Annotated in this window: 11 protein-coding genes; 3 read left to right on the forward strand and 8 right to left on the reverse strand. The window is 53.5% G+C overall.

The window, feature by feature from the left end:
- Positions 1–28: 28 nt before the first annotated feature.
- Both ACT9TW_RS15360 and ydgH read right to left on the reverse strand, forming a co-directional pair.
- Positions 29–1,411 carry an amino acid permease gene (locus ACT9TW_RS15360; RefSeq protein ID WP_446492911.1) on the reverse strand — a complete coding sequence of 461 codons (1,383 nt, stop codon included), beginning with the start codon at positions 1,409–1,411 and terminating at the stop codon, positions 29–31.
- A gap of 185 nt (positions 1,412–1,596) precedes the next feature.
- A complete protein-coding gene (gene ydgH, locus ACT9TW_RS15365) occupies positions 1,597–2,541 on the reverse strand; it encodes a DUF1471 family protein YdgH (RefSeq protein ID WP_446492912.1) in 945 nt (314 codons plus the stop codon).
- A gap of 534 nt (positions 2,542–3,075) precedes the next feature.
- Here ydgH and pntA point away from each other — a divergent pair.
- Positions 3,076–4,605, forward strand: a complete 1,530-nt coding sequence (pntA, locus tag ACT9TW_RS15370) for a Re/Si-specific NAD(P)(+) transhydrogenase subunit alpha (protein ID WP_182060808.1) — start codon at positions 3,076–3,078, stop codon at positions 4,603–4,605.
- 10 nt (positions 4,606–4,615) lie between these two features.
- Positions 4,616–6,004 carry a Re/Si-specific NAD(P)(+) transhydrogenase subunit beta gene (pntB, locus tag ACT9TW_RS15375; RefSeq protein WP_182060809.1) on the forward strand — a complete coding sequence of 463 codons (1,389 nt, stop codon included), beginning with the start codon at positions 4,616–4,618 and terminating at the stop codon, positions 6,002–6,004.
- A gap of 64 nt (positions 6,005–6,068) precedes the next feature.
- Here pntB and uspE read toward each other — a convergent pair whose 3' ends face one another.
- Positions 6,069–7,019: a universal stress protein UspE gene (gene uspE / locus ACT9TW_RS15380; RefSeq protein WP_182060810.1), complete on the reverse strand. Its 951-nt coding sequence runs from the start codon at positions 7,017–7,019 to the stop codon at positions 6,069–6,071.
- Between the two features lie 338 nt (positions 7,020–7,357).
- Between uspE and ACT9TW_RS15385 the strand changes: the two genes are divergently transcribed.
- Positions 7,358–8,542, forward strand: a complete 1,185-nt coding sequence (locus tag ACT9TW_RS15385) for a hypothetical protein (RefSeq protein ID WP_446492913.1) — start codon at positions 7,358–7,360, stop codon at positions 8,540–8,542.
- 59 nt (positions 8,543–8,601) lie between these two features.
- On the opposite strand, the gene fnr is transcribed toward ACT9TW_RS15385, so the two are convergent.
- From fnr to ACT9TW_RS15410, 5 genes are all read right to left on the reverse strand, one after another.
- Positions 8,602–9,354, reverse strand: coding sequence for a fumarate/nitrate reduction transcriptional regulator Fnr (gene fnr, locus ACT9TW_RS15390; protein ID WP_014070017.1), 753 nt, complete (start codon positions 9,352–9,354; stop codon positions 8,602–8,604).
- Positions 9,355–9,537: 183 nt separating this feature from the next.
- Complete coding sequence (gene ogt / locus ACT9TW_RS15395; RefSeq protein ID WP_446492914.1) at positions 9,538–10,053, reverse strand: methylated-DNA--[protein]-cysteine S-methyltransferase; 516 nt, start codon at positions 10,051–10,053, stop codon at positions 9,538–9,540.
- Between the two features lie 10 nt (positions 10,054–10,063).
- Positions 10,064–11,590: a p-aminobenzoyl-glutamate transporter gene (gene abgT, locus ACT9TW_RS15400; protein ID WP_446492915.1), complete on the reverse strand. Its 1,527-nt coding sequence runs from the start codon at positions 11,588–11,590 to the stop codon at positions 10,064–10,066.
- A gap of 43 nt (positions 11,591–11,633) precedes the next feature.
- Complete coding sequence (locus ACT9TW_RS15405) at positions 11,634–13,079, reverse strand: M20 family metallopeptidase (RefSeq protein WP_446492916.1); 1,446 nt, start codon at positions 13,077–13,079, stop codon at positions 11,634–11,636.
- On the reverse strand, positions 13,079–14,389 hold the full coding sequence (locus ACT9TW_RS15410; RefSeq protein WP_446492917.1) for a M20 family metallo-hydrolase: 1,311 nt from the start codon (positions 14,387–14,389) through the stop codon (positions 13,079–13,081). Before ACT9TW_RS15410 ends, ACT9TW_RS15405 begins: the two co-directional genes overlap by 1 nt.
- Positions 14,390–14,425 lie beyond the last annotated feature (36 nt).

Below are 14,425 nucleotides of genomic sequence, written 5' to 3' on the forward strand. Positions count from 1 at the left end.
TTTCAGTTCAACAATGGGAAAGACGATGCTATCCCATTAACATCCACGTTGCTGGTAAGGCAGCAACCAGTAGTAATCCAATTAACGCCATTTCACGGCGCTTTAGCGCATTATCCAGCTGATGCGTGCGGCGGGCGTAGATAAACACCAGCAGACCCGGCGCATATAACACCACAGATAGTAGCAGGTGCATAGGCCCGGAAGCATACAATAACCATAGCCCGTAAATACAGGCACCTACGCCCACGGCATAGTGTGCCGGGCGGGTGGCGATTTTTAACAAATACGCACCCACCAGGAAATAGGGTACCAGAATCATTTCAGAGGCGATGGTCAGCAGGGTGTTATAGTCAGAACCTGTGAGCCAGATCAGCACCAGACAGACCTGCACGCTGATGTTGGTCAGCCACAGCGACGCCGACGGCGCATTGTTGTTATTCTGGCGCGCAAACAGACGCGGGAACGCTTTGTGCGTGGCGGCCAGGAATGGCACTTCGGCGGCCATGATAGTCCAGCTCAGGTAGGCACCGCACACGGAAACGATCAGTCCCGCCGCAATCACTACATCGCCCCAGGAACCCAGCATTTTAACCATAAGCCCGGCCATTGACGGGTTACGCATTTCGGCCAGTTCAGGACGTGCAATAACGCCGAGTGAGAGTAATGTCACCAGCAGATACACCCCCAACGCCGAAATAACCGCGAGCAGTGTAGCGCGGCCAACGTCGCGCTTATTGCGCGCACGCGCAGAAACCACCACCGCGCCTTCAACACCAATGAACACCCACAGGGTGATCAGCATGGTGTTTTTCACCTGTTCCCAGACCGGGACACCAAGCGCGATACCGGTGAAATCGAGTTTAAAGACATCCAGGCGGAACGCGATAAAGGCCAGCACGATAAACAGGCCGAGTGGCACCAGTTTGGCGAGTGTTGCCACCAGGTTGATGCTTGCTGCGGTTTGCACACCACGCAGCACCAGCCAGTGAACAAACCACAGCAGTACCGATGCACCCACAATAGATTGCCAGGTATTGCCGTCACCGAATAAACGCAGCTCTGGCGTGTCGGTAAAGAAGCTCAGGGCAGAGAAGACAATCACCAGATAAGAGACGTTGGCGATAACCGCGCACAGCCAGTAGCCCCACGCTGAACAGAAGCCAATCAGTTCACCGAAACCTTCCCGCGCATAGGTGAAAATCCCGCCGTCGAGGTCCGGGCGAATGCGGGTTAACAGCAGCATGGCAAAGGCCAGCAACAATATTCCGGCGCCGGTGATACCCCAGCCAATGAGTAACGCCGCAGGGCTTGCTACGGCCGCCATATTTTGCGGCAAACTGAATACACCCGCGCCCAGCATTGAGCTTAAAACGAGTGCAGTTAAAGCACTCAGGCCAAGTTTCTTTTCCATTGGCTTCCTGTTATGAAAGTTCTAAATCCAGAATAATTATTTCGCACAGGCGCATAAAAATGGTGGATCACACTAAGGCGCGGGATTTTACGGAGTGTCACGAAGTCATGCAATGACGTGGGGCGGAAATTCGAAAAAAAGTAACAAAAAAGGCGGCATTACGCCGCCCTTGTTCAACTGTTTGCTTACTTGTACAGGTCAGCGCTGATGGTGATGTTATTACCACGTTCCTGCCACTGGCGGGTGATGTGGTAGTACTTCGCCCCTTTCCTGGCAGCGCGCTTCGCTACCTGATAAGAGATTTCCGTCATGTTGCCGTAGTTGCCGCTAAACTTGATGCTGTCGAACGGTACCATCTGCGCAGCAGTGGCATTGTTCAGCTCTTCAATTTTAGTGCCGTCTGGCAGCGATACAGAGTAGCGACCACCCTTGGTGGATTGCGTTTCAAAGAAACGACCCACTTCAGCACTTGGTGCTGCGGAAGTCGCAACGCCTGGGATCTCCACTTTCTTCGCTTCTTCTCCACCTTTCGCGATAGCAGCGCGGCCCGCTTCGGAGTTGGCAGGAATGGCATCCGGGCTTTGCAGAACGCGTTTTTTCGCATCCTGCTTATAGATGAACGCGGTGATACGCTGGTTGCCGCCCTGGTTGGCATCAACCTGACGTACGATGTAGAACGCGTAAGCGTCTTTTGCTTTAGCCGCTTTGGTGATGGCGTCATTTACTTCAGGCTGGGTGCGATAGAAACCCTGCACGGTAACGGTGTCGTACGGTTCCAGTTCGATTGCCTGATCTTTTGGCAGTTCGACGATGCCGTTAATGACACGGTTTTTCGGTGCGTCAGCTTTTGGCGCATCGTCTTTATACAGCGCGATGGTTACGCGCTGGTTGCCGCTGTTACCGTAATCAGACTGGTCAACAACATAAAAGGACGCCGCACCGTTTTTGTCGGCAGCTTTTGTTGCGGCGGCGACGGCATCGCCAATGGAATTGTAACGACCCACAATGACCGTATGGTCAAAAGGTTTTAACGCTGCCGCTTGCTCCGGCGTTAACTCTGTCGCGGCATTCGCGGACAGGGCGGTCGCAGAAAGAAGTGCGGACGCCAGGAGTGTGTTCTTAAGCTTCATAAAAATAATCCTTCGCCTTGCGCAAACCATATACTGGTATTGTTGTTAATTTGAGACGGCCCCGATTATTGCATTTAAATCCCGTCGCTGTCTGCGCCATTTTTCACAGCCAGTGCGATGTGCTGGACCCTTTTCGATAACATTTAGTGATATGTTGAAAAAACACGCGTTTGACAAGCAAAACTGATAAAGCATATGACTTTTACAAGTTAATTTAATGTTAATAAGTTGATCTCCTATGGCGCTATATCATCTTTTTACCGCTTCGCTTGCGCTATTTATCGGTTCAGGCGGTGAATTTAAGGTAAATATGTCTGTCAGCGATGCGGATCACTTATTTTTCACAAATAAAGTAAGAAATAGTGTTTTCAGGCGGTGGATCACGGGCGCTATTTTCAGTAGGTTATAGAAAGTTTGTTACTGTTTTATTTTCCGGGGTTAATCATGTGTCGGCGCTAACAACTGGCTAAAGTTGATACAAACCACGGGTATTTATCGACAAACCATCATCAAAAACCGATGGAAGGGAAAACTATGCGTATTGGGGTACCAAAAGAACGGTTAGCCAATGAAACCCGCGTAGCGGCTACACCGAAAACGGTGGAGCAACTGCTTAAACTGGGTTTTACCGTCGCGGTTGAAAGCGGCGCGGGCAAACTGGCGAGTTTCGATGACGACGCCTTTATTCAGGCTGGCGCAGAAATAGTAGAAGGTGCAGACATCTGGCAGTCGCCGATCATTCTGAAGGTGAATGCGCCGGAAGAGAGCGAAATTCCACTGCTGAATCCGGGCACTACGCTTGTGAGCTTTATCTGGCCGGCACAAAACCCGGAACTGATGGAAAAGCTGGCGGCGCGCGGTGTGACCGTGATGGCGATGGATTCCGTGCCGCGTATTTCGCGTGCGCAGTCTCTGGATGCATTGAGCTCAATGGCGAACATCGCGGGCTATCGCGCCATCGTTGAGGCGGCTCACGAGTTTGGTCGCTTCTTTACCGGGCAAATTACGGCGGCAGGTAAAGTGCCTCCGGCAAAAGTGATGGTGATTGGTGCGGGCGTGGCTGGTCTGGCTGCCATTGGTGCAGCAAACAGCCTCGGTGCCATTGTGCGTGCATTTGATACCCGCCCTGAAGTGAAAGAGCAGGTGCAAAGTATGGGCGCCGAATTCCTTGAACTGGATTTCAAGGAAGAAGCGGGCAGCGGTGATGGTTATGCGAAGGTGATGTCAGAAGCCTTCATTAAAGCCGAAATGGAACTCTTTGCGGCTCAGGCGAAAGATGTCGACATTATCGTGACCACGGCGCTGATCCCTGGTAAACCGGCACCGAAGCTGATCACCCGTGAAATGGTTGATTCCATGAAGTCGGGCAGTGTGATTGTCGATCTGGCATCGCAAAACGGTGGTAACTGCGAATATACCGTGGCAAACCAGGTTACAACGACAGCCAACGGTGTGAAAGTGATCGGTTATACCGACCTGCCGGGGCGCCTGCCGACCCAGTCTTCTCAGCTGTACGGTACCAACCTCGTTAACCTGTTGAAGCTGCTCTGCAAAGAGAAAGACGGCAATATCACTGTTGATTTTGAGGATGTAGTTGTCCGTGGCGTTACCGTAGTCCGTGAAGGTGAAATCACCTGGCCTGCGCCGCCAATTCAGGTATCGGCACAGCCTCAGGCTGCACCGAAAGCGGCTCCTGCGCCAAAAGAACCGGCAAAACCGGCTTCGCCGTGGCGTAAATACGCAATCATGGCGCTGGTGATTATTCTCTTTGGCTGGCTGGCCGATGTCGCACCTAAAGAGTTCCTCGGACACTTCACCGTCTTTGCGCTCTCCTGCGTGGTGGGTTACTACGTGGTGTGGAACGTATCGCACGCGCTGCATACTCCGTTGATGTCGGTTACCAACGCCATCTCTGGGATCATCGTGGTCGGGGCGTTGCTGCAAATTGGTCACGGTGGCTGGGTTAGCTTCCTGAGCTTTGTTGCGGTGCTGATCGCCAGCATTAATATTTTCGGTGGTTTCACCGTGACTCAGCGAATGCTGAAAATGTTTCGTAAAGGCTAAGGGGTAGCATATGTCTGGAGGATTAGTAACAGCCGCATACATTGTTGCTGCGATCCTGTTTATTTTCAGTCTGGCGGGGCTTTCTAAACACGAAACGTCTCAGCAGGGTAATAACTTTGGTATCGCCGGGATGGCGATTGCGCTGATTGCCACCATCTTCGGGCCGGACACCGGCAATGTTGCGTGGATCCTGGTGGCGATGATTATCGGTGGTGCTATCGGTATTCGCCTGGCAAAACGTGTTGAAATGACCGAAATGCCAGAGCTGGTGGCGATTCTGCACAGCTTTGTCGGCCTGGCTGCGGTGCTGGTGGGCTTCAATAGCTACCTGTATCACGAACCTGGCATGGAGCCGATTCTGGTCAACATCCATCTGACCGAAGTGTTCCTCGGCATCTTCATTGGTGCAGTGACCTTCACCGGTTCCATTGTGGCGTTTGGTAAGCTGCGCGGTAAGATCTCCTCTAAACCGCTGATGTTGCCTAACCGCCATAAGCTGAATCTGGCGGCGCTGGTTGTGTCATTTGTGTTGCTGGTTGTCTTCGTACGTACCGAAAGCGTAGGAATGCAGGTGCTGGCGCTGCTGGTGATGACGATTATTGCGCTGGCGTTTGGCTGGCATCTGGTGGCGTCCATCGGCGGTGCGGATATGCCAGTGGTGGTGTCAATGCTGAACTCCTACTCCGGTTGGGCAGCAGCGGCGGCAGGCTTTATGCTGAGCAACGATCTGCTGATCGTTACCGGTGCGCTAGTTGGTTCTTCAGGTGCGATTCTGTCTTACATCATGTGTAAGGCGATGAACCGTTCCTTCTTCAGCGTAATTGCCGGTGGCTTCGGAACCGATGGTTCTTCTTCCAGTGCTGATGAAGAAGTGGGTGAGCATCGTGAAATTTCTGCGGAAGATACCGCAGACATGCTGAAAAACTCGCACACGGTCATTATCACCCCAGGCTATGGCATGGCGGTGGCACAGGCCCAGTATCCGGTCGCGGAAATCACCGAGAAGCTGCGTGCGCGCGGTATTAAGGTTCGCTTTGGTATTCACCCGGTTGCCGGTCGTCTGCCTGGCCACATGAACGTGCTGCTGGCGGAAGCGAAAGTACCTTATGACATCGTGCTCGAAATGGATGAAATCAATGATGATTTCACTGATACCGACACGGTACTGGTAATTGGTGCCAACGATACCGTCAACCCGGCCGCGCAGGATGATCCGGGTAGCCCAATTGCCGGGATGCCGGTTCTGGAAGTGTGGAAGGCGCAGAACGTTATTGTCTTCAAACGCTCAATGAACACCGGTTACGCTGGCGTTCAGAACCCGCTGTTCTTCAAAGAGAACACCCACATGCTGTTTGGCGACGCCAAAGCCAGCGTGGATGCGATTCTGAAATCACTGTAAGTTGCATTGAAACAAAAAAAACCGCCGAACTCGGCGGTTTTTTTATTGCCGGGTGGCGTTTTGCTTAATCGTCTTCCGGGTCGTCCAGCTCGACCGGCGTCTGATATTGATCCGGTTTAATCACCAGCAGGTCGCAGCGCAGGTGGTCGATCACCTGTTCGGCGGTGTTACCCAGGAAGGCGGCGGAAATACCTGTACGGCCAATCGTGCCCAGAACCACAATCCCGGCCTGGAGGTGTTCGGACAGGTCAGGAATGACCTCTTCCGGCAAGCCTTTTTCAACGTGAGTCATTTTCTCATCGATGCCGAATTTCTGACGCAGCGCTTTCATAGCCAGCAGGTGCTGTCCACGAATGGCATCGTTGTACACGCTTGGGTCAAATTCAGGTAATTCGATGGCGATGTTGATTGGCGTGACCGGATAAGCCCCCACCAGATGAACTTCGGTATGGTTGACCTGGTCGGCAAGCTCAAGGGTCTCTTTTACCAGTTTTTCATTGAGCGAATTATGGTAGTCCTCTTCGCTGGCAAGGTTCACCGCGACAACGGCTTTACCGCCTTCTGGCCAGGGCTGGTCTTTCACCATCCACACCGGGCATGGGCATTTACGCAGTAAGTGCCAGTCGGTTGGGGTGAAGATCACCGATTCCAGTTTGTCGTGCTGGTGCGCCATTTTCAGCAGCAGATCGTGATCACCGCTCACAATCTCCTGGATGATGGCTTCGAAAGGTCGGTTATGCCAGACCACTTTGATATCGATAGGAACGCCTGCGTCCAGGTAATATTTTGCCTGTTCGCGGATCCACGCGGTTCGTTGGCTGATCACTCCCTGACGCATAGCGGTACGCTCGTCAGGCGACAGAAGGGTGGTCATCTCATATGAGAAGTCATAGATCGGCAAAAACGCTTTGATTTTGCCACCAATCCGTTGATGTAAATACACAGCACGTCGTAACGCCGGTTGATCGTCCTGATTAGGATCGATGGCCACCAGCATGTTTTGATACTTTGCCATACAGGTCTCCTTACTACTGTCACCACAGTCTGTAAGTAAAAGAGTAACCTATATATCTTGAATGAAACAGGGGGGAAGTTTTTACCAGATCAATAAATCACGAAAAATTATCGTGTGATCCGGTTGCATAATGATTTAAAAGCGATTCCTTCGTTTTACCAAACCCGGCGGGCCAACTGGCCGATGAACCGGCTAATATTCACTGCTAATTTGCCAATAAAGCCTGCTTCCTATGGACGCTCATCAGGCACGAAACGTTCAGCCTGGCGCATGACCCCAGATGACTCAGGTATGTGCTATGTTCTGAACATGTCCCGACTCGTAAAGAACCCTGAATAATGAACATAATTAATAAAATGAAATTTATCAGTATGGTGTGGTGGTTGGCATTGGGTTCTGCCGGGGCCGCAGTCCCTGAAATTTCATTAAAGATGTTCGTGTCGCCGCCGTCACAATTTGTGTCTGAGCATGACAGGGTTGAGATAACGAATTTGCCAAAAATACCGGGGCAGGGGGCGATTGGCATTTGTTATGCCTATGTATCGGCAGTAATGCTCACCGCTGAAAATTGTCGCGCACTACATGAAGATTGCACGCAATATAAGCCAGACCAGATATTTTCACCGTTTTCACTCGTGAAGTTTATGGATTATAGCGATGACGATAATGCTGAACAAAAAGCAGTAACAAGCCAGAAAAATAAAATACAGGCAGACGAAGGTGGCAATGCGGCGACGATCATGCAGGTGGTTGCCCTGGATACCGGTACGGGAGGAAGCTTATCCTGCGCCGCGAAAGAAAAGGTAATGCCAGATTTTACCGACGATGCCGCAACGATGCGGGAATACGAGATGTGGCAGAACGTTCGTAAAATATATGTATTGCTCAACCCAAAGGCGCGCAAGGTTGACCTGAATTGTCCCGATTGCATTGAGGCTTTCCTGAAGGCACATCAGGCTGACTTTCTTCAGCTCAAAGCAATATTCCCCCTGTTACCGGATGATAAGCGCAAACAGGTTCAGCTACTGACTGAATCAACCTATCATCTTTTCCTCGGGAAACTGGTGGTGCCGAAGGCATGTTATCGCCTGTCTGCAAGTGTGCTTTTTGAAAATATGGGCAAGGTAAAAATGTCAATTTATCCTGAGTCTGTTGAAGACAAAAAGGATGGTCAGACTACACAGCACACGCCTCCCACAGGAAATTATGCTGATTCAATGACCATCATTAAATCGGTGCTTAATGGCGGCAGGCCGGTCGCCCTGGAGGGGATTTGTATGGATAAAAAGATTAAAGGTAAATCCTGTAATAATGCCCATGCCGTTGTGATTAGCGGATTTAAAACCGTGTGCGATAAAAACAATCACTGTCTGGATGTACTGAAGGTGGTTAATAGCTGGGGTGACGCGTGGCAGAAAGAAAATAATGATGGCTGGCTTGAGGCAAAGCCGTTGTTAGACAGCACGTTGTATCAGACCGCGACGTTGAGCTGGTTTACTGACCTGCCGAAGAACAAAGAATAATGCCACCCGGTTGATGACTCAAAACGAGACTCGACCGGGTGGCATTAATGCGGGGAATATCAGGCTACGTTGCGGGAATGCCCGGCGAGTACCGCCAGCGCTTCACCGTTTTCGATGGTGATATACTTGCCTTTAACCGCCAGCATCCCGCTTTTCTGGAAACGACCCAGCAGACGGCTGATGGTTTCAACGGTCAGGCCCAGGTAGTTACCGATGTCGCCACGGGTCATGGTCAGACGGAATTCGCGTGGAGAGAAACCGCGCTCTGCGAAACGGCGGGAGAGGTTATAGATAAATGCCGCCAGGCGCTCTTCTGCATTCTTTTTGGAAAGCAGCAGGATCATGTCCTGATCGCCTTTAATTTCGCCGCTCATCAGACGCATCATCTGCTGACGCAGGTTAGGCATTTTACCGGACAGATCGTCCAGCGTTTCAAACGGGATTTCGCAAACCATTGAGGTTTCAAGCGCCTGAGCAAAGCTCGGGTGATGTCCGGTACCGATAGCGTCAAAGCCGACCAGGTCGCCTGCCAGATGGAAGCCGGTGATCTGCTCATCGCCTTGTTCGGTGATGGTGTAGCTCTTGATGGTGCCAGAACGGATAGCATAGAGCGATTTCAGTTCGTCTCCCGCTTTAAACAGCGTCTGCCCTTTCTGAATAGGCTTTTTGCGCTCGATGATATTATCAAGCTGATCGAGTTCATGCTCATTCAGGGTAAACGGGATACAGAGCTGGCTGATGCTGCAATCCTGGCAATGGATAGCACAACCGCCAGACTGAATGCGTCGTATAATTCGCTTTTCCGGGATCATAGGTTTGCTCAAGCCTTAATTGATATTGGTCAATTTTAACATCTTTTTGGAGACTACGTAAGCCTGGCAAACCATCAATAAAGACAAGAGTCGACATTGTGCTGGCATCTTCTTGAAATTCCACAGCTTGACTATGGATTTTTAACCTAACCGAAAGAAAATTAAGCACTAAAAGCCTGGAAACTACAGTAAAAGGTAGCCTTCATGGCGCAGCAACCACTCCTTGCGCTGCACGCCTCCGGCATAGCCCGTCATGGTGCCGTTGCGTCCAATAACGCGGTGGCAGGGCACGACAATACTGACGGGGTTAGAGCCATTAGCCGCCCCAACCGCACGCGCCGCACCCGCACGACCTAACTGCTCTGCGAGCTGACCATAATGCATCACGTGTCCGCATGGGATCTGGCGCAGCGCCTGCCAGACTTCACGCTGAAAAGGTGTTCCCGCCGTCGCGGTAGGCAGGGTGTCGATAATGCTGAGATCGCCCTCGAAATACGCTGCAAGTTTGTCGCTCAACCCGCCTGGATTGGTGGCGTTGATGCGCTCATAACCCTGTGAACGGTAATGAATATCGAGCAATTCCACCATCCGGTCGCTGTGCTCTTCCCATTCTACGGCGCGCAGATTGAACGCCTCGTCGGTAATGATCCACAGCGGCCCAAGCGGGGTCGCAATTTTATCTTCGAGTAACCTCAGCATCCTCTTTCCTTTAGTGCAGCCTTGGGTAAATTCCCGGTCCAATCGGCAGGCCGACAAGATACCACGCCACCAGCATCACCAACCATACCCCTAAAAAGATAAGCGGATAGGGTAAGACCAGCGAATAGTAGGTACCCAGTTTTGCTTCCGGTTTATAGCGTTGCAGGAAACCTAAAAACAGCGGGACGAACGGTGAAACCGGGGCCAGCGGGATGACGGAGGAGTCGGCGACGCGAAACAGAATTTGTGCAAACGCCGGATGGAACCCAAGCATCATAAACATCGGCACAAAGATGGGCGCCAGAATCGACCAGATTGCCGAGCCGCTGGCGATAAACATGCACAGCAGCGACGACAGAATAGCCAGGCCGACGAACGCCGGGATACCGCTTAATCCCGCCGCTTCCAGGGCATCCGTCAGCCCCACGGCCATAAATTTGCCCATGTTGCTCCAGTTGAACATGGCCACGAACTGCGCCAGCGGGAACACCATCACGATAAAGCCCGCCATCTCTTTCATCGGCTCGATCATCAACTGCGGCAGGTCAGCCTGATTGCGGATTTTGCGGGTGGCGATGCCATAGGCGATAGACACCACAAAAAAGAACAGAATAATCAGCGGCACAATGCCCTGAATAAACGGCGAGGGCAGGACGGTGTGTTTGACCGGATCGCGCAGCACGCCGTTCTCCGGGATAACCATCAGCGCTATAAGCGCGATAAACGCCAGCGAGGCAACCCCGGCCACCCGCAGGCCGAACTGCTGCTCTTTGCTGAGTGTCTCCAGCTTTTCGTCGCTGCGGCCTTCCCATTTCCCTAAACGCGGCTCGATAAGCTTATCGGTGATAAGCCCGCCGACAATCGTCAGCACAATCACCGAGCTTGCCATAAAGTACCAGTTGTCGATCACGCTGACGTGCATCGCGGTATCAATGGTTTTCGCCGCTTCGGTACTGATACCCGAAAGCAGCACGTCGGTGGTCACAATCAGCAAATTAGCGGTAAACCCGCAGCCCACCCCGGCAATTGCCGCCAGCAACCCGGCCACCGGATGACGACCTACGGCCAGGAAGATCAGCGCCCCCATCGGCGGCATGATCACCAGCGCGGCGTCAGACGAGATATGGCTGAAAAAGGCGATAAACAGCACCATATAACTGGCGTAACGCGCGCTAACGTTGGAGGCCATTTTCACCATCAGCGCAGGCAGCAGCCCCACGCGCTCGGCAAGGCCTGCGCCTAACACCAGCGCCAGGATCGCCCCCAGCGGTGCAAAACCGCTAAAGTTCTTAATCACATTGGGTAAAAACCAGTGCAACCCCTCGACGCTCAGCAGGTTTTTTACCGCCACCATGCTGCCATCAGCAGGGCTACGCACACTCACATCAAAGGCAGACAACGCAGCGGTTGCCACCATCAAAATCACAATCAAATAGATAAAAAGCAGGAAAGGATGCGGCACTTTATTGCCGACCCTTTCAACCCAGCCATAGAGCTTACCGGTTGGGGAATGCGAAGGTATGGATGACATACTCATGGGCGTTCCTCTGGACTGTTGTGTTGTTGTGTTATGTGTTTTTTTATTTTAAAGGTGACGGCGTCACGCCCGAAGGAATCGGACACACGTACGGTCTTTCAGTTATTTGTTGTTCAAACTCGTCACGGCATTTTTGGAGCAGCGCTGCATCCAGAAGCAAATTCAGGGCGGTAGCACCCATGACCTTTCCGGCAAGCAACATCCCTTTATGGGCAATAGAGGTGCGCCCCTGCGTCACCAGTTGCCAGGTGTGCAGCGGCGTACCGACGGTAAAGCAGGGGCTAAAGCACTGAGCGACCGGCATTTTCCAGCTGACATCGCCCACGTCAGTCGAGCCTGCCAGCACGTTATCGGTGATGGCATACGGCGCGACTTCATCGACCAGCAGTGTTTCCTGATGACGGTGGGCAAAGGCTTTACCCGCTTCACCACCGGCCGCGGCGATATTTTTCAGGCTGTTTTGTAGGTCGTTTGAGGTCAGCGTGGCGCGGATTTCACTGGCGAACTGGCGCTCTTTTTCCGTCCAGGCTGGCGTGCCGTAATGTTGCAACGCCTGATACATCGCCGCTTCGAGCGTGCGGTTTGGCAGATAGCTGGAACAGGCTTTATCGAAACGGCATTCGACGGTAGTTTCCGTCATCATTGCCGCACCCTGGGCGATTTTTTCGATGCGTTCGTAGATCTGTTGCGCGTCGGCCATTTCCGGGGCGCGGATCAGGTACAACACTTCGGCCTGCGCCTGCACCACGTTTGGCGAAATGCCGCCGGTATCGGTGATGGCGTAATGTACGCGCGCTTTCTCGATGATGTGTTCATTAAGGAAATTGGTGCCGGTGGTCATGAGCGTCACGGCATCGAGCGCGCTACGCCCCAGATGCGGGGAGTTCGCGGCATGAGCCGCCACGCCGTGAAAACGCCATGCGGCCTGAATGTTGGCGAGCGTGCTGACGTTAAACATCCCGGCAAAGGCTTCCGGGTGCCAGGTGACAGCCGCATCGACATCATCGAACAATCCTTCGCGGACCATAAAGGTTTTGCCTGAGCCGCCTTCCTCACCCGGGCAGCCATAAAAGCGCACCGTCCCGCTGCCACCGTGCTGCTCCAGCCAGCTTTTCACAGCGACGGCTCCTGCGACTGCGGCCGTACCCAGCAGGTTATGGCCGCAACCGTGGCCATTTTCGCCCGGCGTCGCCGACTGCGCAGTGGCGCAGTGCGCCTGCTGACTCAGCCCCGCCAGAGCATCGTATTCGCCCAGCAGCGCGATAACCGGCTTGCCGCTGCCGAAGCTGGCGATAAATGCGTTTGGAATACCACCGGCTTCGCGCGCCAGGCTAAAACCTTCGGCTTCCAGCGCACTGGCGAGCCGTTCGGCTGACCAGAACTCTTCAAAACGTGTTTCGGGATGATCCCAGATCTCGTCGGCAATAGCGCTAAAGGTCTGACATCGTGTGTCGATGGCATCCGCGATAAAAGCGTAGTTTTTCTGCATCACACACCTCGCGCCCACGGGAAGTTAAGCGCCGTTCGCGCCAGGGTTTCGACGGCCACACTCATTATCTGCTCGTCGAAGTCGAATTTTTCGTTGTGATGCCCGGCTCTCAAATCGGTGCCGAACACCATGTAGGAGGCCAGACCGCCATTCTGCTGCACGCGTGCCATCATCAGGGTGGCATCTTCAGATCCTGCCGGGGCTTTGACCTTATCAATGGCATGGAGGACGCCGGTGACCTGGCCTGCCTGTTCGCGCAGGTAATTCACCCACGCAGGAGATGGCGTGCTGGACGTTGCTGCTCCCATCATGCGTGTTTCTGCGCTTACGCCATACAGTGCCGCCGCCCCTGCGATCACGGATTGTGCGCGGTCGAACACGTACTGGTTGATAGCCTCGCTTTCGCCACGGGTTTCCACCTTCAGCAAGGCACTGGCCGGTACGACGTTGCGCCCGCTACCGGCCTGCATGACGCCCACGTTGACGCGTGAGGCACCTTCGCTGTGAGGGGCGATGCTGTGCAGGGCAATGGCGGCCTGCGCGGCGGCGAGCAGTGCGTTACGGCCTTCTTCCGGTTTGCCGCCCGCATGGGCCGCCACGCCGGTAAAGCGCACGTCAAACTTGGTGGTTGCCATAAAGTTATCGCTACCGCAGATAACCGTCCCGGCAGGAACACCGGTGCCAATATGGACAGCAGTAAAGTAATCCACGCCGTCCAGCGCGCCTGCCGCTACCATTGCACGAGCGCCGCGCGTGCCTTCTTCCGCAGGCTGGAAGATAATCCTGATAGTGCCGTTGAGCTGGGCTTCGTTTTGTTTCAGCACCTGAGCCAGACCCAGGCCAATAGTGGTGTGCCCGTCATGGCCGCAGGCGTGCATCATCCCCGGATTGCAGGAGGCAAAGCCGTCGCGGAACGGGCGATGGCTTTCGTCAAGCGCTTCGCTGAGATCCAGCGCATCCATATCCACGCGAAAGGCGAGTGTCGGCCCTGGACGCCCTGTACGCAGCGTGGCGACAATGCCGGTAAATCCACCTTCGAAGGCGGCGAGCCATTTCTCGGGCGCACCTTGCTCGCGGGCACGGGCAAACTCTTTTGCCAGCGTCTGCGCGTCCGGCAGGCCCATGCGGCTGTCGGCGTCAACAACATCACGCCCCATCGCCAGTTCATAACCCAGGCGGTCTAAGATTTCCGCCACTTTGGCTGCGGTACGAAACTCCACCCAGCCAGATTCAGCAAAGTGATGAAAATCGCGACGCCATGCGGTCAGTTGCGGGGTTAATGTCTGAATGTCGTGCGCCAGTGTGTCCATATCTCTTCCTGTCATCATTAAAATATGTGAACTGCT

The sequence above is a fragment of the Enterobacter sp. C4G1 genome (assembly GCF_052886895.1).

Excerpts from the sequence above, each read along its gene's own strand:
- ACT9TW_RS15360 (WP_446492911.1), bottom strand. The coding sequence starts at position 1,411 with ATGGAAAAGAAACTTGGCCTGAGTGCTTTAACTGCACTCGTTTTAAGC.
- ydgH (WP_446492912.1), bottom strand. The coding sequence starts at position 2,541 with ATGAAGCTTAAGAACACACTCCTGGCGTCCGCACTTCTTTCTGCGACC.
- pntA (WP_182060808.1), top strand. The coding sequence starts at position 3,076 with ATGCGTATTGGGGTACCAAAAGAACGGTTAGCCAATGAAACCCGCGTA.
- pntB (WP_182060809.1), top strand. The coding sequence starts at position 4,616 with ATGTCTGGAGGATTAGTAACAGCCGCATACATTGTTGCTGCGATCCTG.
- uspE (WP_182060810.1), bottom strand. The coding sequence starts at position 7,019 with ATGGCAAAGTATCAAAACATGCTGGTGGCCATCGATCCTAATCAGGAC.
- ACT9TW_RS15385 (WP_446492913.1), top strand. The coding sequence starts at position 7,358 with ATGAACATAATTAATAAAATGAAATTTATCAGTATGGTGTGGTGGTTG.
- fnr (WP_014070017.1), bottom strand. The coding sequence starts at position 9,354 with ATGATCCCGGAAAAGCGAATTATACGACGCATTCAGTCTGGCGGTTGT.
- ogt (WP_446492914.1), bottom strand. The coding sequence starts at position 10,053 with ATGCTGAGGTTACTCGAAGATAAAATTGCGACCCCGCTTGGGCCGCTG.
- abgT (WP_446492915.1), bottom strand. The coding sequence starts at position 11,590 with ATGAGTATGTCATCCATACCTTCGCATTCCCCAACCGGTAAGCTCTAT.
- ACT9TW_RS15405 (WP_446492916.1), bottom strand. The coding sequence starts at position 13,079 with ATGCAGAAAAACTACGCTTTTATCGCGGATGCCATCGACACACGATGT.
- ACT9TW_RS15410 (WP_446492917.1), bottom strand. The coding sequence starts at position 14,389 with ATGGACACACTGGCGCACGACATTCAGACATTAACCCCGCAACTGACC.